The sequence below is a fragment of the Crocinitomix catalasitica ATCC 23190 genome, from assembly GCF_000621625.1.
Lineage (GTDB): Bacteria > Bacteroidota > Bacteroidia > Flavobacteriales_D > Crocinitomicaceae > Crocinitomix > Crocinitomix catalasitica.
On sequence record NZ_JHXV01000001.1, the window covers coordinates 286,830 to 312,281 of the forward strand.

Below are 25,452 nucleotides of genomic sequence, written 5' to 3' on the forward strand. Positions count from 1 at the left end.
CTATATTTTTGTACCATAGGCCAAATCGCCTGCATCTCCCAAACCAGGAACAATATATGATTTTTCGTTGATAAGTGGATCGATGTCTCCTACCCAAATCTCAATGTTTTCTGGTAAATTTTGTTTTAAAAAATGAATGGCTTCTTCACTCGCCAATGCAGCTAATACAAATATTTTCTTGGGTTGACCATTCTTGATTAAAGCTAAATATGCTAACCATAAGGATTGTCCTGTAGCCAACATCGGATCTGCAATTATTAATGTTTTATTCGTTAAAGAAGGTCCTGCTTTATATTCGACTTTTACATTTACGACATGGTCTTCTCTCGCTTCGCGATAGGCAGAGATAAACGCGTTCTCGGCTTTGTCAAACAAGTCTAATAAACCGTTGTGCATTGTCAATCCTGCACGTAAAATGGATGCAATCACGACTGTGTCTTGTAATTCTCTTCCATTGGATTTACCCAAAGGAGTTTGTGTTATTACGTCCTTATAACTTAGTTTTTTACTGATTTCATAACCAATTAAAAATGCGATACGCTCTAAGTTTTTACGGAATCGCATTTGATCCAATTGTATCTTCTCGTCTCGAACTTCATTCATATAATGCTGTAAAATAGCATCTGTTTCACTCAAGTTAACAATTGTATGGTTAGGCATATAATCCGCCATTTAAATTAAGTACCTGTCCCGTTAAGTAATTTGATTCGTCTGAAATGATGAAGGCAATCAATGCTGCTAAATCTTGTGGGTTGCCTAGTTTGCCTACTGGAATTTGCGTTTTGAGTTGTTCTTGCATGTCCAATGGAACATCATTGATCATTCCAGCATTGAAATACCCTAATGCAATTGAGTTGACGGTAATGTTTTTATTGGCCAATTCCTTCGCTAATGTTTTTGTTAGGCCGATTAGTCCTGCTTTTGAAGCTCCATAAGCAGCAGTGCCAATAAACCCTGTTTGCGCTACGACAGAGGACATGAAAATGATTCGTCCAAAATTCGCATCTCGCATATAAGGTGTCACGTATTTGCTGACTAAAAACGGTCCTGTTAAATTCACTGCAATTGTTTCATCCCAATCTGCTTTGTCTGTTTTCCAAGACATATTATTTCGTGATACACCTGCATTATGAATCACGACATCAATTTTACCAAAATCCTTATAAATCGCTTTGATCATTTCACTCACTTCGCTTTCAATTGTAATGTCTGCTTGGTAAGTTTTGATATTATTATCAGTATAAGTTGGAGATTGATCATGGAAATGTAGCGCCAATTGATAAAGTTTATCTTCAAAATATTGAATCAATTCTGTACCTAATCCTCCAGCGCTGCCAATAATAAGAATGGTTTTATTTTTGTCTGTATTCATTTATCTATGCTTCAATTTTTTAAGAAATTTAAACCAAAAAGGTGAATTATCAAGCGTGTAACTGAAATATTCTTGATCACTTGCACCAAACTTACGAAAGAAATTAGCGACTCCTTCAATTTCGGATCCGCCAAAATCTAATGTTTTAAATTTTGATTGATGTGTATTTAAAACATAATTGAAAAGACCGAACATTGCGCCTGATTTTTTCGCAGCATCTGTTCCTGCTCCTTTTAAATAAGTGATTTTTGTTTTGTCAAATAAGAAAAATCCAGCAGCGTGAATATTGTCTTCATTATCTTTGGCAATATAAAGTAGTCCTTTTTTATGATTGATCGCCGCATTTAATAATTGATGTAAGTGGACCAATTCATTTTCGCCAAAGGATTCAATTTTATGGGCAACATTATCCTTGAATAGATCAATTAATATTTCCATATTATCACTCGATTCGTATTCCAGAACTTTATCCGCTTTTTTTACCAATCGTTTGGCATTGGTTTTGAATTGCGCCGCAAAATCATCACCGATGTTGATGTATTGGTATTTACGACTTATTGGTTGATCTATGGATAGTTTGTGTTGATGTCTAAATGCTATTACTTTAAAATGTGTTTGTAGATATTTATAAACGTCCTCCCAGTTAAAGTCATCACCAATAATATCCACTTCACGCGTGAAAACAGGTTGATACATTTGTCGAACACCAAGGCGGATGGTGTAGGGGATAGGTAGAATGGTTTTGTAATCATTCGATACTAAAGCACCCCAATTTTCTGCAGTTGCATCTAAATACCAACTGTAAAGAAATATATTTTCAATGGCATCTTGTTGGATGCGCGTATCCCATTTTAAGGAATCAATTGCCTTCCGTTCTATAAACTTCATAATTCTTCAGCTATAGATTGAAACGTTAAAAAGGTATCTTTATTCTTATGTTTATTAATGAATTTTTCTAAACGTTTTAAGGCGAACTTTGTATTGGCTTTTGGGTGACCGATAATAATGGTCTCTTCAAATCCTTTTGCTTTATTCTGCTTAATGATTTTGTCCAATTTGGTCACAAAATAACCATCTACTCCAGCTGATAAATTCATGCCCTTTGTCAACATTGTTTTTCGCATTCCTGGTGAAGGCATAGGAAAGCCATCACCAATTGGTTTGTGCAAGTCTGGTTGTAAACGACCTAAAATGAAAAGTCTCCAAAAGAAAAGGGGCTTGTAAAAATGGTTTGATATCGGATATTCCCAAAAGGCACCATTTGTATTTTCTTTACATAAATCATCTTGGAATTTCCATTTTGATTTATTGGGGATATCTGTAAAATCGTAATAATAATTCCCGGCAGTAAACTTGCCATTTCTAAAAACAGTAGAATCTATTTTAAGACCTACATTTAAAAAAGCTTTTTCAATTCGATTAAAAGGTTGTAAGCACCAACCTCCAGCTCTGTATGAATGGATAGGTTGATTGGTCCAACGACTTAAAATAGTGTGGTATTCTTGAACGATTTTGACAATCTCATCGTCGTTAAAGTCGTCTAGCTTATAGCGACTGGTATTCATTTCCCAATTTTCACCATTGTGTTTTACATCCTCCCAATGTGGGTGTATATGTAATTGACAATCATGACCTTTGGTGGTGAGGTTCTGGATTTGCTCTTTAACCAAATCGTGTTCTTTTGCTACTTTTGGGAATTGATTTCGATAATTTTCAAGCTGTTTTAAATAACCTGTATCGATGAAAAAAACCATTTTTATTCCAGTTCGCTCGGCAATGGCAAGAATTTGATTTGTTGGTTCAATGATGCATTTCTCTGCAGAACCTGTAGGATGGCCAAAAAAAAGTTCGTAATCGTAAGTGATAAAAATTTTCATTCGGCTATAAGCATCTTATTGCGCGCTAGTATTCTTTTGCTCTTTCATGAATTTTTCAATTAAAGCTTCTGCGTCAAGTGAAATATTATCTATTCTACTTTGAGCATTTCCAACCAATTCAGAGTTCGGATATTCTGCAATAAAAGCAGTGTATGCCTCTTTTGCTCGTGTTGTATCTCTTAATTCAAAATCGATATGACTTGCACGTACAAATTTAACGGATTCTATTCTGTCAAAATCAGGATACTCAGCAATGATTCTATCTAATATTTTAACACTCTTTTCGTGCTTTTGAATGCTGTGTGAAAAATCAGAAGCTTTTAGCAAGTACTCCGGAGAAATTGGATCTTCTGGAAATAATAGCGCGTAATTTTGAAATTCATTAATCGCTTTACTAAATAGTGTTTTATCAGGCACACCTCCGTTTGACATCACTTGTTCTTCAAGGGTATTAATTACATTTGTTAAACTGTCCTTGTTCAATTCTTTTTCAACAGGTTCAGTTGGTTTATCAGCTTCTCCTGCACAAGCAAAGAATAATAAACTTAAACAAATCGGAATAATAATAGTTTGAATTTTCATTTTGATAAATATTAACGGTTACCTTTTTTTATTTGTGGAAATTTCATGCGGTAAGGTGCATCAACTTCTCCCTTTGATATATTGATCAATTTCTTTTTAAGCATTCGTTTTTTTAAAGGACTTAAATGGTCTGTGAATAAAATGCCATCAACGTGGTCATATTCGTGTTGAATAATTCGTGCAGCATAACCTTCGTATTCCTCTTCTAAATAATTCCAATCCTGATCGTAATAAGAAATTTTTATTTTGGGTTTGCGCATTACTTCTTCACGAATTTTAGGAATGCTTAAACAACCTTCCGCAAATGCCCATTCCTCTCCTGACTCTTCTTCAATGATAGGATTGATAAAGACTTTTTTAAATCCATCTAATCCTGCTGCCATCGGGTCCGGTTCTTCACCTTCTTCAACTTCAGCAAATGGAGAAGCATCAACAATAAAAACTCGAATAGATTGGTTGATTTGTGGAGCTGCTAATCCAACACCACTTGCTTCATACATTGTTTCAAACATATTCTCAATCAACTGGGCTAAACCTTCATGGTTTTGCTCAATTTCTTCTGCTTCTTTTTTTAATATCGGTGATCCGTACGCTACAATCGGTAATATCATTTCTTAATCTTGATTTTTTACAAAAATAGTTGAAATTATTAGATTTTAAGCTTGATTTATGTGATTTAGAGCGGCTTCTTTATTAAAATATGTCAAATCTATATTAATTGGGATATTCAATTGTGATATCTGCTACAATAGTATTCTTAACTGAAGAGTATATTTGTAGTATGAATTGGATAAAACAAAATACATCACTTTTTTTAATTGCGAGTTTAACCTTAGGACTGGCACCTTTTACACCGCCTCATATTTGGGGTAAGCTACAATGGATAGCTGGTGGTGGAGCATTCTCGGGTGAACAACCGATGCAGAGTGCTGATTGGTTTGATTTAGCAATGCACGGTGCGCCATGGCTTTTATTGATACTGTCTTTAATTTTAAGATTAATTCCTAATAAAAAAGCATAGTTTAATCCTCATCATATTCAATGTCGGCTAAGAATAAGCCACCTGCCAATGCTGATTTCCCTGCTTTATTCCTGTCCTGTTCTGCAACAATTTCCTTAAATTGATTCAATGTGATTTTGTGTTGACCGAGGTCTAACATTGTTCCAACAATTGCACGAACCATATTCCTTAAAAAGCGATTGGCAGTAATTGTAAATTGAATTTGATGATCGTTAATCCGTGTCCATTTGGCAAATGTTAATTCACATAGATAATTACTTTTCTCTGAAGGAACTTTACTAAACGATTTGAAATTTTGCTGCGACTTTAAAAATTCTCCTGCCGCATTCATGATATCCAAATCAAGTTCATGTGCAAATAAAGCAGAGGTATCATTGATAAAAGCATCTTTTTGTTGATGAATATAATAATGATAGGTTCTACTTTTGGCGCTGAATCGTGCATGTAAATCATTGGGTACTTCCCAAATTTTATGTAAAACGATGTCTGAAGGAAGCATACAATTCAGCTTAAATAGTAAGACGTCCAATTCAAGTTTTATCTCCATATCAACATGCGCGAAGTATTTACTCGCATGAACGCCAGTGTCTGTTCTACCGCAACCAACAATATTTAAAGGCTGATTATGATTGATGCGCGTAAGTGCTTGATTGATTTTTTCTTGAATAGTAATTGCATTCGGTTGAATTTGCCAACCAAAATAATTCGTTCCTTTGTAGGATAGTTCTATAAAATACCGTTTCAAATGCATGATTTAAAGTCGTGCAAAAGTATTAAAAACAAAGCGATGAAAAAAATTGGTCTCATGTCGGATACACATAGTTATCTAGATCCTAAAGTATTTACTTATTTTAAGGATGTTGATGAGATTTGGCATGCCGGTGATTTGGGTAAGATTGAATTGATTGATGAATTAGAAAAATTCAAACCTACAAGAGGTGTTTATGGTAATATTGACAATACCGACGTACGTGCTACTTGGCCAAAAGTGAATGAGTTTACAGTTGAAGGCGTAAAAGTATTAATGACGCATATCGCAGGGAAACCTTATAAATACAATAAGGAGGCCTATGCTGAGATTCAAAAAAGTAAACCTCAATTATTTATTTGTGGGCATTCGCATATTGCTTTGGCGCAATTTGATAAAAGTATAAATAGCCTTTGGCTCAATCCTGGGGCTTGCGGATTTCACGGATTTCACAAAGTAAAAACATTGATGCGGTTCGAATTGAATGCTGGGAAAATTGAAAATTTGGAACTGATAGAAATAGGACCGCGAACGAGTTCTATCCCCGATTTCGATTAAAAAAGTTTAGACAATTATTACTTCGCTTAAAATAAATTATATTTGAATTCGTTTGTAATGCGATTCTAAAGCATTTTTAATGCTTAATTTTATACTGAATGAAAAAAATAATCTACCTACTTGGTTTAATTCTTATTGGTCAAAATCTGGCAGCACAAGTTGGAGGTACAAATAGTTTTCAATTTTTAGATTTAGATTTTAATGCACGGTCAGTAGGATTAGGTGGAGATTTTATTGCAGTTAAAGACAATGATATTGATCTTGCCGTTGCTAATCCTTCGTTGATTACTGAAAAAATGGATGGCAACCTTTCTTTGAATCACTTTTTTTATCCAGCAGGTATTAATTATGGTATGTTGGCTTACGGTAAAAAGATAAAAGATTTGGGTGTGTTTACAGGTCATTTGCGTTATGTCGCTTACGGTAAATTTCAACGAACAGATGAGACAGGTGTTGATCAAGGAACTTTTACAGCGGGTGACTATGATATTGGTATAGGGTATGGTAAGGAAATCAATGAGTATTTTTCTATCGGTGGAAATATTAATATGATTTTATCTCATTATGAATCCTATACGGCAATGGGAATTGGAGCAGATGTTTCAGCGACTTATTTTAACGAAGAAAAGAATTTTACAGTGACATTATTGGCAAGGAATATAGGCTATCAATTTAAGGGATATACATCTGATAATAATGAACCGTTGCCAATTGAAGTGTTAGCCGGTATGTCCTATAAATTCGAACATGCACCTATACGTTTAGGTTTAATTTATAAGGATGTTACGAATTGGGATTTAACTTATAATGATCCAAGTTTGGAACCAACAATTGATGAATTATCAAATGATACGATTCCTGTTCCTTCGGCAACATTTGTGCAAAAATTAGGATATCACACGAATTTCAGTGCTGAGTTTTTAGCGACTGAAAATTTTAACATCCGAGTAGGATTTAACTTTCAACAAAGATATGGATTGGGAATAGTTGACCGAAAAGGATTGAGTGGATTTTCAATGGGATTCGGTTTTAAAGTGAAACGATTCGCCTTTAATTATGCCATTGCTTTTAATTCTGCTGCAGGAACGACCAATGTATTTGGTATTCGTACCAATTTTAATGAGTGGATTCGATAATTACGATTCCATCAATTGAATTGCACCTCTACTTAATTTTACCATTCCTTTTTTCTCAAGCTGTTTAAGAATGCGTGATACAACTTCACGTGAAGTATTCAGATTATATGCCAAAGCCTGATGTGAAATTTCGACTGTAGATGTCTTATTGAGTTTAACAGTCTCTGAAAGGTAGTTCAGAATACGACCATCCATTTTTTTGAAAGCCAATACATCCACAATTTCTAATAACTCGTCATAACGCATCGCATAGCTAGATAAAATAAATTTCCGCCATGAGCTATATTTAACCATCCACTCATCCATATAGGCGATTGGAACGCTTAAAAAGGTGACATCTTCTTCTACAATTGCAAGAATATTACTTTTTTGATCATTCATACAGCAAGTGATAGATGCTGCGCAAGTCGAACCCGATTCGATATAATACAAGAACAATTCATTGCCATCCTCATCTTCCCGAAGAATCTTAATGGCCCCTTCAAGTACAATAGGCATGACTGCAATTGTTTGATTGATATCGATTAGAATTTCACCCGCTTTAACTTTGACTAAACTGGCGTTTTGAGCCATTTCTTCAATTAGTTTTACTTCAAATATTGGGTTAAATTTATTTTGTAAAGTCAACTGTAGATCCATAATGTAAATAAGATATTAGTCGTTAGTGTCATGTGTCATGTCCTGATAAAAGTAGGCAGTTAATTAAACTATTACCTCCAAACGCAAAAAAAAAAATCAAATAAATTCAAAGTCTACTCGTCTATTAAAACTCTTTCCTACAGATGTATCATTCGATTTGGCAGGATCATTTTCACCGCGGAATTCAATAATAATTTTATCAGGTTTAACGCCAGATTTTTCAAGAAATGCACGAATCACTGCAGCGCGCCTTGAAGATAAATCGATATTGTATTTGTCTGGGCCGTTTGAATCGGTATGTCCGATGATTTTAATACGAAGATCCGTATGTGAGTTGACGATATCTGCCATTTTTTTCAGGTAGGATTCAAAATCAGTCCTTAATTCATCCTTGTCATGCGCGAAATAAACAGGTACGAATTCGAAACTTCTCATTTCGGCATTCCTCACATAATAGGCATTCCAACCTCGACTTAAGTCAGCAACCAAATTATTGAACCAGGAATGGTATTTAGAAACTGTATCCGTTTTCGACATATTATCCCGCGAACGGAAGAGGATTAATTGACCTGATAAACGTTTGCAATCCGTCGAAGACCAAGTACCTTCAAGGTATCCCGTAGTGTCATTGTATTTTAATTCACCTTTATTTAAACACCAAACATTGGCACCAACATTTTTTTGCGAACCAATAAGGACATCCTGAAAAGTTAAATCGTTGCGACTGGTAGTTTTACCAAACATACTTTTATATGCATAATAATTGGTGAATGGAGTTTCCATTCTGCACTCACCCGTCATCTCACCTGAATCTTTATCAATCTTCATTTCCATCCAAATAGCAGTGCCGTTTTTAGGAGATTGATTTTGTTCGATCAAAACTCCTTGCCACGTGCCTTCCAAAAAGGCCAATTGTGCAAAAATGGATTGAGATATGAGTAAAAGAAGGAGTGTTAAATATCGCATATTTATTGAACTATCAAATAGTGTTCCTTTTAATATACGTAAGTAAGGAATTTGGTTACATGTTTAGAAAAAAGAGCAAAGAAAAAAAGAGCAAAGAAAAAAGATAATAGAGGCAAGAGGCAAATAGGCAAAAGCGAGAAGGCAAAAAAAGGCAATAGGAATCATGCCTAATTTCGGTTCGTAGCCGCTATAGTGTACCGGTGCGAAGGGTTTGTGAATGGCTGCTCAGATGTAAGCCATACGCTACATTCAACACTTTGCGACAACCTAATTAATTGAGGTTTTATTCAAACATCGTATTTAATGTTATTTTTAGATGGTGAAAATTGTATGTTAAAAAACTTTGTAGATATACCAGAATATATGTTGCCTAGTAATAACTGCAGCAGCGCAGCTACTACGGAGCGGAGGAACGAGAAAAAAGTGCCGACTAATGAGAAATTTACTAACCATCATATCAATTTGCATAGCGTTTTCAACAACAACTAGTTTTTGTATTAATTATCAGCCACGCTGCTACATAAAAGAATTTATTATTGATGTTGTTAAGTTAGAGGATAAGCAAGTTTTAGATAAATACTTTAATAGTTTGGAAGAGAGATTAAAATACAATCTTGAATATGATGATGTTGCAGCATTCTATTCGATTATTTTTGAAGGAATTCGTAGTGAAATAAATTTGAATAAGAGAATTAAAGTAAAGAATGTAAAAAATAGACATTTCAAAGTACAACAAGAAGATTATACTTTACATTTAAAATTAATAGATGGAGAAGATATTATAGAGGGGTTTGGAATTCAAAAAGGTGATAAAGTTGAAGGATGGATTTGAAGGGATTCTGAAAATCCAGTTCTAGCTTTGCGCCTATTACGGAGCTGGGTGAGTAGGGTGCAATAAATAAACATAAAACACAGCAGTCAAATCTGAAATAAAATTAAAACTTAATTATGGGTATAGATTCTTTAGTATTAAACAAATCTAAAAACACTAAGATTTTTGCTTTGTTATTTTTTCTAGTTATGACTATTATTTTATGTGGAACTATTTATTCTAAGGGAGTGATTTTAGACTCATATACAATATTAATTTTTCTTGGGTTCATTCTAACTTTTTGGAATTTTATTCATGCGATTATTGAACCATTTATAATAATAGATAAAATTAGCAGTACAACTTCAATATTAGGTGTTTTTTTTAAACGGAATCAGATTGTTTTTGATGATTTAAGATTGAAAAAAAATAAAAAAGGTGACATAACCCAACTTGATTTTTTTAAGGGTGGAAAAAAACAATTAAAAGTTTCAACATATTATTTGGATATTGATGATTATTTTAAATTAAGAGAATTGGAAATCTAAGTGTTGAAAGGCATTCACAAAACCTGCCGCAAAATTTGAGATATTAGGTAGCTTCGAATTATTATTTATTGGAGCTTCTAATGCGGTCGGTGAAATATCTAATAAGGCTATTGTTGTACATCAATAAATTTTTTTAACCTATGATTATTTTTAAGCCTACTTACTATTTTGTTTTATGCTCACTTGTTGTCCTATCTCAAATAATCATGTTTTTTGTAGATGGCAGCCTTATAAAATTGAGTTTTATTCTCATGTCATTTATGCCAATGATAATTTTTTATATGCCACCTAAAAGATTATCTGGAAGCAAAACTTTTATTATGTTAATATTGTATATTGCAATACTACTTCATAAACTTGTAATGCAAAAATTGGGAATACTAGCAATTATCGATTATTTTATACTTGTAACGGTTATTATTTTTAGTATAATATTGGAAATAAAAAGAATATTTAATAAGTAATATTGAAAATTGGCAGTATTTTTTTCGGTAAATTGTAACTAATTCCCCGGTGAGAAGAGTTTGTGAATGGCTGCGCTGGATATTGATCCTGTACTTACTAACTAAACCTGAAATAATAACTATTCCAACAAATAAACACAGGCAACTCCAAACCTAATTTCGAGGATATTTATCCTCTATGCCAACAGCTGCAGATGTAAACCATGCCCTACATTCAACACCTTGCAACAGTCTAATTAATTGAGGTTTTATTCAAGCATCGTATTTAATGTTATTTTTAGATGGTGAAAATTGTATGTTAAAAAACTTTGTAGATATACCAACTTATAAGTTGTTTAGTAATAACTGCAGCTTCGCAGCTACTACGGAGCTGGAAGTTTCTGATGAGTAAAATTATGGAGAGAAAATGGTGTGAAATTTTTCTAAAATCTGAAGAAAACGTAGATTATATTGGCTCACTAAAAAGTTCACAGATATTTGTTTTAGTGATATTTATACTATCAACGTATTTATATTTTGTTTTTTTAGTTTTTCTATTTAGCCTTATGACTAACTATGAGTATGTATTTTATAGCTCAATATTGAAATATGGAGGATATTTTGTTTTATTATTATCAGTTGTCTACAGCGTTTTAATCTATCTTAAATTAATTCATGAGGCAAAATATAAAGGTATTGCAAAAGAAAAGGGTTATGTTTCGTCATCAAAATCATTTTTGTTGTATTCACTTTTGTCTATATCTAGCCTATTAATAATGCTTTTTCTAGTCATTTTTTTGAAACTGTAATAAGGTATAAGCAGCACAGCGAATTGTAACTGATTTTTAGACAATTGATTCGTTATAATCAGTCATACATACCGGTGCGAAGAGTTTATGAATGGCTACGCAGATTTAAACCATGCCCTACATTCAACACCTTGCAACAACCTAATTAATTGAGGTTTTATTCAAACATCGTATTTAATGTTATTTTTAGATGTTGAAAATTATATGTTAAAAAACTTTGTAGATATACCAAAATATATGTTGCTTAGTAATAAGTGCAGCTTCGCAGCTACTATGGAGCTGGTACTACGGAACTGGGAGCTATTAGGGAGCGGAGGAGATTATAAATAAAGCAAAAATGAAAAATTTAATTCAAATATTAATTGCATTTTTTGCATTATTATCTTGTAGTTTTAATCAGGAAAACAAAATTGATGAGAGATATAGTAATGCTAGAATCGAAGACTTAATGATGTCAGCGGTTTCGAAAATTGACACCAATGCAACTGTAAATGTTACACAAATAGAAAAGAACGATTCAATAATAATTAATGTAAGAAACATAATTACCGTAAATGAAACGTTAGAGTTTGCAGAATTATTAAAGGATTATCTTCTCGCTAAAATTTTTATTCAGAATCAGCAAGAGATACCATCTAAAATATTTTTTAAAATTCATTTTAAACGTGGGTTTGATTATTCTTTTAATGGAAGGTTATTTCCACAAGTGCAAGATAAACTAAAAGACAATGAATTTACTCAATATATTGAGTACTTATTAGTGAACATAACATATATGGATGCGGCCTATTTTGATCTTAAAACTTCAGTTACTAAAGAGTATTATCAAAAATATGATTACCAAGGAACACTTTTAAGTTTGCTATTGGACTTTTACTTTGCAAATAATGACAATAGATTTGAAACTTGGATGGCTTTATTTTATCTATATTCAGATTTTCCATATAATGATGATGTTAAATTTAATAAATCCATTTTGGATTCTTCGTTTAATTATATTGGTTTTAATACGGATAAATGGACAACAGAGTATGTGAAAAAATTATATATGAACACATATATTGTTGACACAATTTATACACCAGAAAATGAAGTCTTTTATTATCGTGGTATGAAAAATTAGACCGTGCTTAAAAACAAGGCATTCACGAAACCCCACAAATAATTAAAAACTAAACACCGGCTGCGCGGGATATTCATCAGCCATTAGTCAGACACGTTTGGCGTTAAAACCAAATTGTGTGGATAGCTCGTGTTACTCAAATCCACCGTAGTTTTGAACCAACATGGTCTTTCCTCTTTCCATCTTTTGTCCTTTATCTATTCGCGTTAGCGATTGCAGCGGATATCCTTTTTTTGTTAGAAAAAAGATTAGAGCGGAAAGCGCGCCGCCGACGGAAGGAGGTGAAACGCCCAAATCAGTATTACTCCGTTAAAAAACGACCTAAAGTCTCGGCTTTTCGTTCGGTTTCTTCCCATTCCTGATCTAGTTTTGAGGGAAGTGTGATGCCACCACCTACATATAATTGGGCTTGGGTGGCGGTTAATTGCATGCAGCGAAGATTGACGTAGAATTGTTGGGTATTTTCTTCTACTAGACCGACAAAACCTGTATAAAGTGAGCGGTCATGTTTTTCGTTCGCCAAAATAAATGTCTTTGCTTTATCAGTTGGTAAACCACAAACGGCTGGAGTAGGATGGAGATCGAAAAGGATTTTTTTCCAATCGTCTTTATTGTTCGTTACTGCCGAAATATCGGTTTTTAAATGTTGAATTTTACCAGCATCAGCAGTGTAAGTTTCGGAATGGTGAACTTCTGCGCAATTGTTTTTTTGCAAGACTTTTAAAATCTCTAGCAGTACTATATGCTGCTCTTCTTTTTCCTTCTCTGTCCAATTTTCTTTGGGTGTTTTTGTTCCTGCTAAAGCAACTGTATTGATGGTGTTATGCTTGCTTTTTAATAATAACTCAGGTGTTGCAGCCAGCCATGTGCCGGTGCTTTCAGCGCTTAGCAAATAATTAAACGTATTGGAATAATTACTATTTAAGGCATTAAATATTTGAAGTGGATCTTGGTTTCGATCTTTTATTTTAACTCTAGAAAGGACTAGTTTTTCGTAATCAGGGGAGTTTAAAGCGGATTTGTAGGCTGTGAAAACTTGTTCGTATTCGGATTTGGGTTGCTCAATATTGGTGTTCTCAGCCAGATGGAATTCAAATGCTAATAGGTTGACAGGTTCTAAATCTGTAATGGCATACATTTGATCACCGTCAAAAGAGGAGATCAAAACTCCCTTGGTAATGTTATCAGTTTTTGATATTTCTGAGATATTACCTTTAAAACTTTTGGCGGTGCTTTCACCTGGTAAGCGGTATGCGAAATAGGCAATCATTATTTTATGTCAATCACCATTACTGTCAATCGACCAGTTGAGACTAATTTTTTATTTTCATCACGCACATCAATTTGCCATACATGAGATTTTCTTCCAGCATGAATGATTACTGCTTCGCCAGTTACAATTCCAGATCTTGCACCTCGTACGTGATTGGCGTTGATCTCAAGGCCAACAACAGAATGTTTTGTTCGATCAATCAACAATGACGAACCTAACGAACCTAGCGATTCCATTAAAGCTGCACTGGCTCCGCCATGCAATAAACCCATAGGTTGGTGTGTGCGTGCGTCAACAGGCATTGTTCCAACAATAGCGTTTTTCTTTACCTCGATTATTTTAATTCCTAAATGAGAGATTAATGTATTCTCAGAAAATGCGTTTAATTTTTCAAGTGATAATTCTGTGTTTAACATCTTATTTTGGGGCTTTTAAATACAAAAAGTAAGCGATAAAACTAAAGATAATATTGGGTGTCCAAACAGCTAAAAATGGCGTGAATCCCATGTTCAATGCAGCAACTGTTGTAATTTGCATGGAGAAGATATAGAGGAAACAGATGCCGAATCCGATGGCGAGATTAATTCCCAGCCCACCTCTTGATTTTTTACTAGAGACTGAAACACCAATTAATGTTAAAATGAAAATGGCAAATGGAGATGCCCAACGTTTGTGTTTTTCTAATAAGAATTTGGGCACGTCATCTGAGCCTTTTAATTCCTGTTCTTTTATAAAGTTATTGAGTTCTTTATAATCCATCGACTCAATGATATTCGGTCTGAAAATTAAATCTTTGATACCGAAATTTAAGGTGGTATCGAAATTTTCATAATAACGCACTTCATCGTTGAAAGCACCTAATTTTCTTATTTCACAATTTTCAAAAGTCCAATTTTTAGAAAGCGTATCACCGTATGCAATTTCAGAGGTGAATGAATTCACCAAACGATGGTCTTGCCAAGTTTCTAAAGTGAAGCGTTTAATACGATTGGTTGATGCGTTATAATTGTAGAAATATAACATTTGATTGTCAGTGACTTGCAGTCTAAAATTCGATTTATTGACCTTGACACGGTAATAAGTTTCTTCGAATTCAATTCGCGCTTTATTGGAAACGGGCAATACGAAATTGTACATTAATATAGTAACCAAAACTAAAATTGAAGAGGATATAAAGTAAGGTCTTAAAAACCTCTTAAATCCTACGCCAGAGCTTAGTATTGGAACAATTTCAGTATTTCCAGCCATTTTAGAGGTGAACCAAATTACCGAAATAAAGTTGAGTAGGTAACTAAATTGGACACCGTAATAAAGGAAAAAGTTGGTGTAATAAATCAAGAATATTTCATCCCATGGAGCACCATTGGCGATAAACTCGTTCAGTTTTTCAGATAAGTCGAACACCATACTGATTGACATCAGCAAAAACAGCATAAAGACAAAAGTCCCTAAGAACTTTTTAATAATAAACCGATCGAGTTTTTTTAGGATCACAAATTATAATTTCTGACTTAGTTTCGGAACCATTTCATCTTTCCAAGCCTTAAACGTTCCTTTTTCAATTTGATTGCGTGCTTCACCGACTAACCAAAGATAAAAGGCTAAATTGTGAATACTTGCAATTTGTAAACCTAAATATTCTTTAGCGTGGAAAAGATGCCTTACATAAGCTTTTGTATAAACAGAATCGACATAAGACGTTCCGTTTTCATCTAAGGGCGTAAAATCAGCTTTCCACTTGGCATTTTTCATATTCATTACGCCATTACTCGTAAATATCATGCCATGTCTTGCATTCCTGGTAGGCATTACACAATCAAACATGTCAATTCCCAATGCGATACATTCTAATATATTCGCTGGTGTTCCAACGCCCATTAAGTAACGTGGCTTGTCTTTAGGTAAAATACTTGTAACCACTTCAGTCATTTCGTATAATTCTTCAGCCGGTTCACCAACAGATAATCCACCAATTGCATTTCCTGGCATGTCAAAAGATGCAATGGTCTCAGCACTAATTCTTCTTAAATCAGTATAGGTACTTCCTTGAACAATGGGGAATAATGCTTGTGAATGGCCGTATAAACCATCTGTTTTATCCATTTGATCTTTACAACGTTTTAACCAACGATGTGTCATTTCCATACTATTCTTAGCATAGTCATAGTCACAAGGGTAAGGTGTACATTCGTCAAAAGCCATGATGATATCTGCACCAATTACACGTTGAATGTCAATAGCACGTTCAGGTGTAAAGTAATGTCTACTACCATCAATATGCGAACGGAATTCAACACCATTCTCATCAATATTACGTGTGCTAGAGAGCGAATACACTTGATAGCCCCCGCTATCAGTCAATAATGGCTTCTCCCATCCATTAAATTTATGTAGTCCGCCAGCACCTTGAATAATTTCTAAGCCTGGTTTTAAATATAAATGATAAGTGTTTCCCAATATTATTTGCGCGCGAATGTCATCTCTTAATTCGTGTTGATGCACCCCTTTAACCGTGCCAATAGTGCCCACAGGCATAAAGATCGGGGTCTTTATTTCTCCGTGGTCAGTTTGGATGGTACCAGTTCTTGCATTGGTATCCTTATCTTGTGTTTCTAATATGAAATTCATTTTGTTGATAAAAAAAAGAAAAACAAATATAGGGTATATTAAATTATGTGAACCTTTGTGAACACTTTAATATGCATTTAATTCCACATATCTCAACTGATTTTTTAAGCATTGTCTTCATTGTTTTTCTAGTCGCCGTATTTTTACAACTGCTGTACCTGTTTTTGGTACCGTTTAGATTACTGATCTATAAACAGAAGAACATCAGTGGGCAATTGAAACCTGTTTCCATCATTATTTGCGCGCGGAACGAGGAGGATAATTTGGTGAAAAACCTGCCTTTAATCCTCGATCAGCATTATCACGAATTTGAAGTAATTGTTGTCAATGACCAAAGTGTTGATGATTCGGGGCATTTAATTAAAGCTTTTCAAAAAACATATCCCAATTTAAAATTAATTGAGTTAGAGCGCAATAAACACCGGAAATTTGGGAAGAAAATTCCTTTAACGGTTGGAATTAAAGGAGCGAAATACGAACATTTATTATTGATTGATGCGGATTGCAGGCCTACTTCAAATAACTGGGCAAAGGAAATGATGCAAGGTTATGTAGATGATAAGTCTATTGTTATAGGTTATGGTCCTTATCAGGTTGAAAAAGGAGTTTTGAACAAATTAATTCGTTTTGATACAACTGCAATTGCAAGTACTTATATGGGAATGGCTTTAATGGGAAGGCCATATATGGGGGTAGGCAGGAATTTATCTTATACCAAACAACAGTTTTTTGATGTGCTTGGATTTAAGAAACATTACCACATTCAAAGTGGAGATGACGATTTATTCATGCAAGAAGCAGCAAACGGCAAAAATGTTTCCGTTTCTATTCAACCGGAAAGTTTTGTTTATTCGGAACCAAAACGCAGCTGGAAAGCGTGGGTGAGACAGAAACAAAGGCATTATACAACAGCAACAGAATATAGACTTATTAACAAAATATTTTTAGGAATATTTCCTATGAGCATGCTTTTGATGCTGTTTTCTTTCTTTATTTTAATGTTTTATTATGAATGGTGGTTATTCGTGCTGCTAATTTTTGGTTTGCGATTTGTCTTTTATTGGCTAATTAACGGATTATTATTCCGAAAATTAAAAATGAAAGATTTGGTTGCGGTGTATCCATTAATTGAGTTGGTTCACTTTTTTTTAATGCCGTTCATATATTACTCATCAGATAGAACAGAAAAGGGTAAATGGTAGAAACAAATGATAATTTATCGGATAAAGGTAAAAGAGATTTAGCATTGGTTGAAAAGGCGCTGAATGGTGACCAACTGGCTTATGCTAAATTAATGGAAATGTACCGCGAGTCTATCTATTATATGATGCTTAAAATGGTACGGATAGAGGATGATGCGGAAGATTTAACGATCGAAGCGTTTGGTAAAGCCTTTAACCGACTACATCAATATTCCCCAAGCTTTGCTTTTAGTACTTGGCTTTTTAAAATTGCATCGAATAATGCGATCGACTTCATTCGTAAAAAACGAATCAAAGTAACCTCTATGGACACGGCTTATGTGAACAGTGATGGTGAAACTGTGGGGATTGATGTGCAAAGTGAGGCAAAGGATCCAGAAGAGCTTACAATGCAAGTTGAGAAGGTGAAGAAGATGAGAGAAATTGTTCAAAAATTGAAACCAAGATATCGTGACTTAATTGAGAAAAGATATTTTCAAGAATTGACTTACGAAGAGATTTCTATTGAGATGAAATTACCATTAGGAACTGTAAAAGCGCAACTATTCAGAGCGCGTGCATTTTTAGCTGAAATGATTGTTCACACAAAAGACACTATTTAATGACCGGCGTTGACCTGATTTATTCTCATTTTCCGAAATTGAGTGATAACCAAAAAGCACAATTCGAAAAGTTATATTCGATTTATGAAGAATGGAATGCACAAATAAATGTTGTAAGTCGTAAAGATTTTGAATTCTTTTACGAAAGGCACGTGCTTCATGCTTTAGGTATAGCTAAGGTTGCTCAGTTTAAACCTGGGAGTGATATTTTAGATGTTGGCACTGGTGGTGGTTTTCCGGGTATACCGTTGGCTATTCTTTACCCGAAGGTAAGATTTCATTTGGTTGATTCTATTGGTAAAAAAATAAAAGTCGTGCAAGGTGCTGCTGAAGCTTTGGGGCTTAAAAATGTTAAAGCCGAACAAATTAGGGCGGAAGAGATTAAAGGTAAATACGATTTTGTTGTCAGTAGAGCAGTTACGCAAATGGAAAAATTCATTCCTTGGGTTGATAATAAATTCAAAAGCAAACAAATCAATGCTTACCCTAATGGTATTTTTTATTTAAAAGGTGGTGACTTGGATGCAGAATTGAAGCCTGTAAAACGACATAAAGAGGTAACCGAATTATCGAATTATTTTGAAGGGGAATTTTTTGAGACGAAGAAGGTTGTTTATATTAAAATGATTTAAAACTCATCTACTTCTATATATTGAAAAGTACAATTATCGAATAAACTAGCTAATTCCTGTCCTGTTTCAAGGATGTCGATATCATCTAATTCATAAAACCAATTCACATCCAGCGTTCCTTTGGGCAATTTATTGTTCAATTTTAGAATCAAGTTTCTTACTGATAAGGCTGAACCAGTATTAAGATATTCCATTTTAAAATTCAAGGTAGTACGTTCACGCGGATTGGTGATATAATTGTCTAAGAGTTCGTGTAACGGTAGAAAGTAATCATAAGCATTCTCAGGCAATGATATGCCTGAAATCTCTATGATTCCATCATCGAAATCAGCTCTAATTTTTGGTGTACGTTTGCTTCCCTCAGTAATTACGTCCATCAGGTGGTTGTGTTTTACCAAATATAACTAAATAATTTAATTTTATTGGGCCTAAGGAATTATAAAGATTAAATAATTTAATCTCTATTTTCTTTCAGTTCGGCTTCTTTGAGCTTAAGTGCTTCACCCTTTAGTTCTTTACCTTCCCAGTATAGTTTATAACCTTCTTGTATGCCTTTTAAGTCATAGGCTATTTGATAACCATGTTTCACAGCATATTTATAACGTTCAAGCAAGGCGATTTTACCGTTTTGGTGATAATGTTTAAAAACGCCATCTTTATTTCCGTCCACATAATTCCCTTCTGCGGCAAGTTTTTTATTAGGATGATACTTTTTGTATTCGCCATGCAGAACACCGTTTTTGTAGTTAGAATATTCGGCCACAGGATAAGTATTCCCTTCAGGCTCGTAATAAACGATCTTCTCGCCATCTAAAACTCCGTTTTTATAAGATTCTTGAAAACTTACAAAACCGCGATCATCAAAATGAATCCAAGTACTGTCTTTTATCTTGTTAATATATTTGCCTGATGACATTAAGAATCCAGATTCGTGATACATTTTTGCATAACTGGTTTTACCATCTGACTTAAATTCTAAAGCGACTTTTAAATTGCCTGATTGATAGAAATAGTTAAATGTTCCTACAGGTTTATCATCTTTAAATTGACCAACATATTCAAAAACAGTATTGTTGGCATAAGGTTTTTTCCAAACCCCTTGTTTTCTTCCTTGGCTGTCTTTCTGGTTGACTTGTGATATTCCAGCTAAAGGAAGGAGAAGTAGTATAGTATAGATCAATAATTTCATGGAATAGTTAGTTTTTGTTTATTAGTGCTTGCGCAACTTGAAACAAATTTGTAAAAATATAATCAGCTTTGGTAGAAACGTTACCACCATTTTTTAACATTATAGTTTTCATACCTAATTTCATACCAAACTCAATATCGGTTTCTGAATCACCAATCATTAGAGATTTTTTAAAATCAATTTCAGGATAGTCTTTTTGTGCGGCCAATCCCATTCCTGTGCCTGGCTTTCTATAATTGCTCTTTTCTTTTGCCAGCTGCGGGGCGAAATAGAATTCGTCTATTTTGCCATCATTGCTTTTTATGACATCAGCAATAAAACCATGAATGATCGCTAAGTCATCTGCAGTCATATTGCCCTTACCAATTCCTTGTTGGTTGGTTACAACAACGATTCTATTGAATTGTTCGGTGAAAATTTTAATGGCTTCTGGCACACCGTCAATTATTTTTAACTCGTGTAAATGTTTAACATAATCATCAATTAGTCGATCATTAATAACACCATCTCTGTCTAAAAACAAGGTCCAGGTTTTATCTATTTTAAGGTCGTTTAATTTCATTATTTTCTTGGTTTGAACCTGTTTTCTATTAAAATTGATCTAGATTGTCGCATAAATACGACCATTCAAATCTGCTTTTCTCTATCTCCATTCCATTTCGATAACGTTGAATGTTTTCGGCTTTTCCCATTTGTATTAATCCTTCAATGATTGCTGCTTGATTAGCTTCGACCACAAATCCGGCTTTGTCGTGAGGGATTGTATTTGATAAATCTCCGACATTGGTAACCAATACCGGTAAATTCATGCTATACGCTATTTGTGTTACGCCACTTTGTGTCGCATTACGATAAGTCAATGCCAAGAAATCGGCAGCTGAAAAATAATATTTGACGGATTGATCATCTACAAATTTATCGATGCGAATGATGTCTTCGGTTAAACCGTATTTTTCAATTTTATCTTGATATAGATTCCAGTCGTCATAAGCTTCACCCACAATTAAAAGTCGGTGGTTTGGAGCATTCTTTTTGAATACTGCAAAAGCATCGATTAGTAAATCAACGCCTTTATATTTTCTAATCAATCCAAAGGAAAGGATATAATTCTTTTGTACGTCTAATTCGAGTTGCTTACATGCTTTCGTTTTTGAAACAGGTTCACCATAAATGTCAAAAACCGGATGAGGCGAGTAGGTGATAGGCTTTTTTACTTTAAATATAGCTTGTAAATCATTTATGCCACGCTCAGCCATCACGATGAAAGCATCCATTTTCCCGTAGAAAAAACTTGATAATATTTTGTCTCCAAAACGTTTTTCATGGGGAATAACATTGTCAACTAAAGCGATTGTTTTATTTGATTTAGCTAACCAACTTATGGTGCCTAAACATGGTGCGAGGAAAGGAAGCCAATATCGAATGATGATTTTATTCGGTTTTGCCTTTTTTAAGGCCAATCCAACACGAATCCAATTAAACGGGTTGATTGCATTGATTTTGCGTTTGATGATTACATTTTCTGGCGCCTGATGCTCGTCTAAATCGTGGTATTGTGTTTTGCCCGGGAATATAAGTTGAGGATACAGTAGTTTATAAGTCCATATTTCAACGTTCGCTCCACGTTTAATATATTCTTGCGCCAAACGGTCAGTTGTAGCTGCTATACCACCTCTATACGGGAAGGCAGTAGAGATTAAAATTATTTTTTCTGATTTATTCGCCATGGCGGCAGCAAAGAATTAAATTTCTTTTTCAATGAGGTAATTATTCCTAGTCGTAGAATTTCTTCCAATAAGTTCTGCTATAAAACCCGCTAAGAATAGTTGTGTTCCGATAATTATTGTTGTTAAAGCAATATAGAATTCGGGTCTGTTCGCTAATAGTCTCGATCCTGTGTCAATACATAATTTATTGATGATTAACCAAAGAGTGATGCATGAACCTATGGTAAAGAATAATGTGCCCAATAATCCGAAAAAGTGCATTGGTTTTTTTCCGAACCGAGTAATGAATGTAATTGTGAAAAGATCTAAAAAACCATTCACAAAACGATTTAATCCGAATTTTGTCACACCGTATTTTCGTTCTTGATGTTGTACAACTTTTTCTCCAATCTTTCCAAAACCAGCAGCTTTAGAAATGACTGGGATATAGCGATGCATCTCACCAAAAATTTCAATTGATTTTACTACTTCACAACGATATGCCTTTAAGCCGCAATTCATATCGTGTAATTGGATGCCACTCATAAATCTATTTACACCATTGTAAATTTTTGTAGGTATGGTTTTAGAGATCGGATCGTATCTTTTTTTCTTCCAGCCAGATACCAAGTCAAAACCATCTTCCTTGATCATCTTAACTAAGCCTGGAATTTCTTCAGGGCTATCTTGTAAGTCTGCATCCATTGTAATTACAATGTCACCTTTGCTGGCTTGAAAACCAACGTGCAATGCAGCTGATTTTCCGTAGTTCCGCTGGAATTTTATACCCCGTACATGTGAGTCCTTTGTCTTTAATGATTCTATCATATTCCAAGAACCATCTGTACTTCCGTCATTAATAAAGATGATTTCGTATGTCAGCTTTTCTTTCTGAACAACTTTTAAAATCCAAGCATGCAGCTCACTTAAGGATTCTACTTCGTTGTATAAAGGAACAACTATTGAAATATCTAAATTATCGGTCATATTAGAATCAAAGTTAATTCTTTGAATTTTTTTAGAATAGTAATGGAGCGTTAAATTAAGCTAAAACAAAATTTATTTAACGGTATTACATGTTTAATGTTTCGCTTTTTAGGTTCATTAGTACACTAAAAGCAGTACTTACCTCGGCAGTGTCAACAATTATCGTGAACTCATTTGTTGTAGAAATAACCTCTGATAGATTAATTCCTTCCCAAGCTAGTTTTTTCAATAGATAATAATAAACACCAGATATCTCTGTATTAATTACTGGCAGTTTCATAGTGATAGAAGATAAGTTTGACATTTCTGCAATCAAATCTTCTTGCTTGAACATCTCCATGATTTTCGGCTTGAATTGTTCGTTTGTGATAATAGTTGTCTCAGTTACCCCACGAGATACAGTGTAGAAGTTGTCACTTATATCTTTAATTTGAGATAAGAATTTTGCTTGATCTTGAGAAATACCAACGTAATTCTTGAAAGTACAAGTAACAAGATTGCTTCGTACAATTAAATCGCCCAACTGACGCATAAAGTTTTTTATACGGTGCTCAATCTTCTGATTCGTGCCAGGTGGCATTCGTTTAATCGCCATTATGATAGCACTATCCGAAATATCTTTCCCCATGAGTGTTTTAATCTCAGGGTTTAATTTCCTCGCGAGCGAACTAATATTGATCAAGCCTTCTGTAATGGCCTCCTGTACAAAAGGAGACTGATTAATGAGCTTTTCGATGACCTTACTTAATCTATCCATGTTAAAAATAAAACAGTTTGTTAAAAATGTATTGCAAATATAATGAAAATAACATTTGTATTTAAATATGATATAAATTTGTACAAAAAAATTGAAATCAATGGAAAATACACCATATTATTTTTACGACCTTGACGTCTTAGATGCTACTTTGGAAGCTATTAAGTCCAATATTATGGGCGAATCTTTTTATGTTCATTACGCTATAAAGGCGAATAATAATATGGAAATTTTGAAACGTATTGCTAAAAATAATTTCGGTGCTGATTGTGTTAGTGGTTGGGAAATTGAAACGGCAATTGAAGCAGGTTTTGATCCTCAATCTATTGTTTTTGCTGGTGTTGGGAAAACGGATGAAGAAATAATTATCGCCTTAACGCATAAAATAGGGATGATTAATTGTGAAAGTTTAGAAGAAATTCATGTGATAAATCAGTTGGCTACACAGTTGAATGTTTGTCCAAAAATTGCACTCAGATTGAACCCAAATGTGAATGCTTTGACACACGAAAAAATTTCTACTGGATTGGCTGAAAATAAATTTGGATTGACTGTTTTAGAATTCAAAGCTTTATTAAATGATCTTAGCGAATTAAATTCGATCGATATTACTGGTTTGCATTTCCATATTGGTTCTCAAATTACAACAATGGATGTTTTTGCCAACCTATGTGAGCGCATTTTGGAAATTATTCCTGAATTTGAACAGAAAATCGGACCATTAACCTCTTTAAATGTCGGAGGCGGATTAGGAATAGATTATGATCAACCTGATTTGAATGCAATTCCAGATTTTCAAGGTTACTTTAATACATTTAAAAAAGGACTGACTAGTTTAGTAAATATTCCTGTTCACTTCGAATTGGGAAGATCGATCGTTGCGCAATGTGGTAGCTTAAGAACGAAAGTGCTTTATGTTAAACGATCTGAGAATAAAAACTTTGCAGTGATGGATGCCGGAATGACAGAATTAATGCGTCCTGCTCTTTATGGGTCAGTGCATAAAATTGAAAAATTAAATGCCGATCCTGTTGATGTTGCTCAATTTTACGACGTTGTTGGTCCAATTTGTGAGTCGAGTGATTGTTTTGGAAAAGACATTCGTTTACCTGAGTTACACCGAGGTGATATCGTTACAATTCGTTCGTGCGGCGCCTATGCTGAATCCATGTCATTGCGTTATAATGGTAGAGAAGCAATAGGGAATAATTTAAAGCCTAAAGTGAGTACGTCTTTAAGGATGCTTAAGTACGCTTAAGAAAATCGTCTTCTATTTTTTTTAGCTTGATTAATTCGTGTTCGCCACGATGTGTCAATCCTGCCGATACTTTTTCTTGAACAAGGATTTCTATTTGGAATCTGACTTCTCGAATGAGTTCGGGATATTCCGTACATATTTTCCTGAGAACCGTCATTGAGAATGCTTTTACCGCAACAGGTTCGTCTATTGCGATTAAATAAGATAGGGCGATATCAAATAACTCTCCAGTAATTGATTCGTCAATATCGATGAATTGAAAAAATCGCATCGTATTTCTTTTCACAGCAGGAATAGGATTCCTTTTTAGGTTTTTGATAATATCCGCTAAATACGGACTTATTAAATCAGCGTTTTTTTCGACAATGATAGAAATTGGCTGGCTGGCGCGCTGAACTGTTCTGTATTCACCATAAAGAAATAAATCCATTAATTCAGCAAATTTCTGTTCATCGTTACCTATATAGTTGATAACGAGGTTGGCATTGTCTCTTGAATGTGTTACTGCGAGCTGTTCTTTTATATTCATTCTCGATTCTACAATTTGCGTTGGTAAGCGATTATAAAATTATTATCTTTGTGTTC

General features: G+C 34.2%; 30 protein-coding genes. 10 read left to right on the forward strand and 20 right to left on the reverse strand.

Annotation, left to right across the window (positions count from 1 at the left end; translation table 11 throughout):
- Genes upp through def form a run of 6 tightly spaced genes read right to left on the reverse strand, consistent with a single transcriptional unit; the run spans nucleotide 1 to nucleotide 4,442 of the window.
- Nucleotides 1-660 carry a uracil phosphoribosyltransferase gene (gene upp, locus T367_RS0101410; RefSeq protein WP_027418247.1) on the reverse strand — a complete coding sequence of 220 codons (660 nt, stop codon included), beginning with the start codon at nucleotides 658-660 and terminating at the stop codon, nucleotides 1-3.
- The gene (locus tag T367_RS0101415; protein ID WP_027418248.1) at nucleotides 653-1,372 is read right to left on the reverse strand and encodes an SDR family NAD(P)-dependent oxidoreductase; all 720 of its coding nucleotides are present in this window, start codon (nucleotides 1,370-1,372) and stop codon (nucleotides 653-655) included. Before T367_RS0101415 ends, upp begins: the two co-directional genes overlap by 8 nt.
- The gene (locus T367_RS0101420) at nucleotides 1,373-2,260 is read right to left on the reverse strand and encodes a hypothetical protein (protein ID WP_027418249.1); all 888 of its coding nucleotides are present in this window, start codon (nucleotides 2,258-2,260) and stop codon (nucleotides 1,373-1,375) included.
- The gene (locus T367_RS20975) at nucleotides 2,257-3,249 is read right to left on the reverse strand and encodes a polysaccharide deacetylase family protein (protein WP_051568270.1); all 993 of its coding nucleotides are present in this window, start codon (nucleotides 3,247-3,249) and stop codon (nucleotides 2,257-2,259) included. The genes T367_RS0101420 and T367_RS20975 overlap by 4 nt, the downstream gene beginning before the upstream one ends.
- 15 nt (nucleotides 3,250-3,264) lie before the next feature.
- Nucleotides 3,265-3,831, reverse strand: a complete 567-nt coding sequence (locus T367_RS0101430; RefSeq protein WP_027418250.1) for a tetratricopeptide repeat protein — start codon at nucleotides 3,829-3,831, stop codon at nucleotides 3,265-3,267.
- An 11-nt stretch (nucleotides 3,832-3,842) separates the two neighbouring features.
- Nucleotides 3,843-4,442, reverse strand: coding sequence for a peptide deformylase (def, locus tag T367_RS0101435; protein WP_027418251.1), 600 nt, complete (start codon nucleotides 4,440-4,442; stop codon nucleotides 3,843-3,845).
- A gap of 107 nt (nucleotides 4,443-4,549) precedes the next feature.
- On the opposite strand from def, the gene T367_RS0101440 reads away from it, so the two are divergent.
- Nucleotides 4,550-4,852: a hypothetical protein gene (locus T367_RS0101440; RefSeq protein WP_316930841.1), complete on the forward strand. Its 303-nt coding sequence runs from the start codon at nucleotides 4,550-4,552 to the stop codon at nucleotides 4,850-4,852.
- A 1-nt stretch (nucleotide 4,853) separates the two neighbouring features.
- Here T367_RS0101440 and truA read toward each other — a convergent pair whose 3' ends face one another.
- Nucleotides 4,854-5,597 (reverse strand): tRNA pseudouridine(38-40) synthase TruA, encoded by a 744-nt coding sequence (gene truA, locus T367_RS0101445; RefSeq protein ID WP_027418253.1) that lies wholly within the window; start codon nucleotides 5,595-5,597, stop codon nucleotides 4,854-4,856.
- 42 nt (nucleotides 5,598-5,639) lie between these two features.
- On the opposite strand from truA, the gene T367_RS0101450 reads away from it, so the two are divergent.
- Nucleotides 5,640-6,158, forward strand: coding sequence for a metallophosphoesterase family protein (locus T367_RS0101450; RefSeq protein ID WP_027418254.1), 519 nt, complete (start codon nucleotides 5,640-5,642; stop codon nucleotides 6,156-6,158).
- A gap of 98 nt (nucleotides 6,159-6,256) precedes the next feature.
- On the forward strand, nucleotides 6,257-7,294 hold the full coding sequence (porQ, locus tag T367_RS0101455; RefSeq protein ID WP_027418255.1) for a type IX secretion system protein PorQ: 1,038 nt from the start codon (nucleotides 6,257-6,259) through the stop codon (nucleotides 7,292-7,294).
- Here the strand turns inward: porQ and T367_RS0101460 are convergent, their stop codons facing one another.
- Together T367_RS0101460 and T367_RS23535 are read right to left on the reverse strand one after the other, a co-directional pair.
- Entirely contained in the window at nucleotides 7,295-7,933 is a 639-nt protein-coding gene (locus T367_RS0101460) for a Crp/Fnr family transcriptional regulator (protein ID WP_051568272.1), read from the reverse strand.
- Nucleotides 7,934-8,029: 96 nt separating this feature from the next.
- A complete protein-coding gene (locus T367_RS23535) occupies nucleotides 8,030-8,899 on the reverse strand; it encodes an OmpA family protein (RefSeq protein WP_051568273.1) in 870 nt (289 codons plus the stop codon).
- Nucleotides 8,900-9,332: 433 nt separating this feature from the next.
- Here T367_RS23535 and T367_RS24805 point away from each other — a divergent pair, with 433 nt between their 5' ends.
- The 3 genes from T367_RS24805 (at nucleotide 9,333) to T367_RS0101505 (ending at nucleotide 12,633) form a co-directional block, all read left to right on the forward strand.
- Nucleotides 9,333-9,731: a hypothetical protein gene (locus T367_RS24805; protein ID WP_157454083.1), complete on the forward strand. Its 399-nt coding sequence runs from the start codon at nucleotides 9,333-9,335 to the stop codon at nucleotides 9,729-9,731.
- A gap of 116 nt (nucleotides 9,732-9,847) precedes the next feature.
- On the forward strand, nucleotides 9,848-10,258 hold the full coding sequence (locus tag T367_RS0101480; protein ID WP_157454084.1) for a hypothetical protein: 411 nt from the start codon (nucleotides 9,848-9,850) through the stop codon (nucleotides 10,256-10,258).
- 1,589 nt (nucleotides 10,259-11,847) lie between these two features.
- The gene (locus T367_RS0101505; RefSeq protein ID WP_027418261.1) at nucleotides 11,848-12,633 is read left to right on the forward strand and encodes a hypothetical protein; all 786 of its coding nucleotides are present in this window, start codon (nucleotides 11,848-11,850) and stop codon (nucleotides 12,631-12,633) included.
- A 301-nt stretch (nucleotides 12,634-12,934) separates the two neighbouring features.
- Here the strand turns inward: T367_RS0101505 and T367_RS20985 are convergent, their stop codons facing one another.
- The 4 genes from T367_RS20985 to tgt are packed head-to-tail and all read right to left on the reverse strand — an operon-like array spanning nucleotide 12,935 to nucleotide 16,534.
- Nucleotides 12,935-13,903 (reverse strand): chorismate-binding protein, encoded by a 969-nt coding sequence (locus T367_RS20985; RefSeq protein ID WP_051568274.1) that lies wholly within the window; start codon nucleotides 13,901-13,903, stop codon nucleotides 12,935-12,937.
- Nucleotides 13,903-14,322 carry a hotdog fold thioesterase gene (locus tag T367_RS0101515; RefSeq protein ID WP_027418262.1) on the reverse strand — a complete coding sequence of 140 codons (420 nt, stop codon included), beginning with the start codon at nucleotides 14,320-14,322 and terminating at the stop codon, nucleotides 13,903-13,905. Before T367_RS0101515 ends, T367_RS20985 begins: the two co-directional genes overlap by 1 nt.
- A 1-nt stretch (nucleotide 14,323) precedes the next feature.
- On the reverse strand, nucleotides 14,324-15,400 hold the full coding sequence (locus T367_RS0101520) for an LptF/LptG family permease (protein ID WP_072032144.1): 1,077 nt from the start codon (nucleotides 15,398-15,400) through the stop codon (nucleotides 14,324-14,326).
- A 3-nt stretch (nucleotides 15,401-15,403) separates the two neighbouring features.
- Nucleotides 15,404-16,534, reverse strand: coding sequence for a tRNA guanosine(34) transglycosylase Tgt (gene tgt, locus T367_RS0101525; RefSeq protein WP_027418264.1), 1,131 nt, complete (start codon nucleotides 16,532-16,534; stop codon nucleotides 15,404-15,406).
- 71 nt (nucleotides 16,535-16,605) lie between these two features.
- On the opposite strand from tgt, the gene T367_RS20990 reads away from it, so the two are divergent.
- From T367_RS20990 to rsmG, 3 genes are read left to right on the forward strand one after another with little or no spacing between them, the layout of a single operon-like run.
- A complete protein-coding gene (locus T367_RS20990) occupies nucleotides 16,606-17,736 on the forward strand; it encodes a glycosyltransferase (protein WP_051568276.1) in 1,131 nt (376 codons plus the stop codon).
- A complete protein-coding gene (locus T367_RS0101535) occupies nucleotides 17,730-18,338 on the forward strand; it encodes an RNA polymerase sigma factor (RefSeq protein ID WP_027418265.1) in 609 nt (202 codons plus the stop codon). Before T367_RS20990 ends, T367_RS0101535 begins: the two co-directional genes overlap by 7 nt.
- A complete protein-coding gene (gene rsmG / locus T367_RS0101540) occupies nucleotides 18,338-18,970 on the forward strand; it encodes a 16S rRNA (guanine(527)-N(7))-methyltransferase RsmG (RefSeq protein WP_027418266.1) in 633 nt (210 codons plus the stop codon). Before T367_RS0101535 ends, rsmG begins: the two co-directional genes overlap by 1 nt.
- Here the strand turns inward: rsmG and T367_RS0101545 are convergent.
- The 6 genes from T367_RS0101545 to T367_RS0101570 form a co-directional block, all read right to left on the reverse strand.
- Complete coding sequence (locus T367_RS0101545; RefSeq protein WP_027418267.1) at nucleotides 18,967-19,347, reverse strand: DUF1987 domain-containing protein; 381 nt, start codon at nucleotides 19,345-19,347, stop codon at nucleotides 18,967-18,969. The genes rsmG and T367_RS0101545 overlap by 4 nt on opposite strands.
- A gap of 77 nt (nucleotides 19,348-19,424) precedes the next feature.
- The gene (locus tag T367_RS0101550) at nucleotides 19,425-20,159 is read right to left on the reverse strand and encodes a toxin-antitoxin system YwqK family antitoxin (RefSeq protein WP_027418268.1); all 735 of its coding nucleotides are present in this window, start codon (nucleotides 20,157-20,159) and stop codon (nucleotides 19,425-19,427) included.
- Nucleotides 20,160-20,166: 7 nt separating this feature from the next.
- On the reverse strand, nucleotides 20,167-20,760 hold the full coding sequence (locus T367_RS0101555) for a D-glycero-alpha-D-manno-heptose-1,7-bisphosphate 7-phosphatase (RefSeq protein WP_262485452.1): 594 nt from the start codon (nucleotides 20,758-20,760) through the stop codon (nucleotides 20,167-20,169).
- Complete coding sequence (locus T367_RS0101560) at nucleotides 20,750-21,886, reverse strand: glycosyltransferase (RefSeq protein WP_027418270.1); 1,137 nt, start codon at nucleotides 21,884-21,886, stop codon at nucleotides 20,750-20,752. The genes T367_RS0101555 and T367_RS0101560 overlap by 11 nt, the downstream gene beginning before the upstream one ends.
- A 15-nt stretch (nucleotides 21,887-21,901) precedes the next feature.
- Complete coding sequence (locus tag T367_RS0101565; RefSeq protein ID WP_027418271.1) at nucleotides 21,902-22,852, reverse strand: glycosyltransferase family 2 protein; 951 nt, start codon at nucleotides 22,850-22,852, stop codon at nucleotides 21,902-21,904.
- Between the two features lie 85 nt (nucleotides 22,853-22,937).
- Entirely contained in the window at nucleotides 22,938-23,609 is a 672-nt protein-coding gene (locus T367_RS0101570; protein ID WP_035842012.1) for an aspartate kinase, read from the reverse strand.
- Nucleotides 23,610-23,685: 76 nt separating this feature from the next.
- Here T367_RS0101570 and lysA point away from each other — a divergent pair, with 76 nt between their 5' ends.
- Complete coding sequence (lysA, locus tag T367_RS20995) at nucleotides 23,686-24,867, forward strand: diaminopimelate decarboxylase (protein WP_316930842.1); 1,182 nt, start codon at nucleotides 23,686-23,688, stop codon at nucleotides 24,865-24,867.
- Here the strand turns inward: lysA and T367_RS0101580 are convergent.
- Complete coding sequence (locus T367_RS0101580) at nucleotides 24,854-25,396, reverse strand: hypothetical protein (protein WP_027418273.1); 543 nt, start codon at nucleotides 25,394-25,396, stop codon at nucleotides 24,854-24,856. The two genes, lysA and T367_RS0101580, sit on opposite strands and share 14 nt — an antisense overlap.
- Nucleotides 25,397-25,452 lie beyond the last annotated feature (56 nt).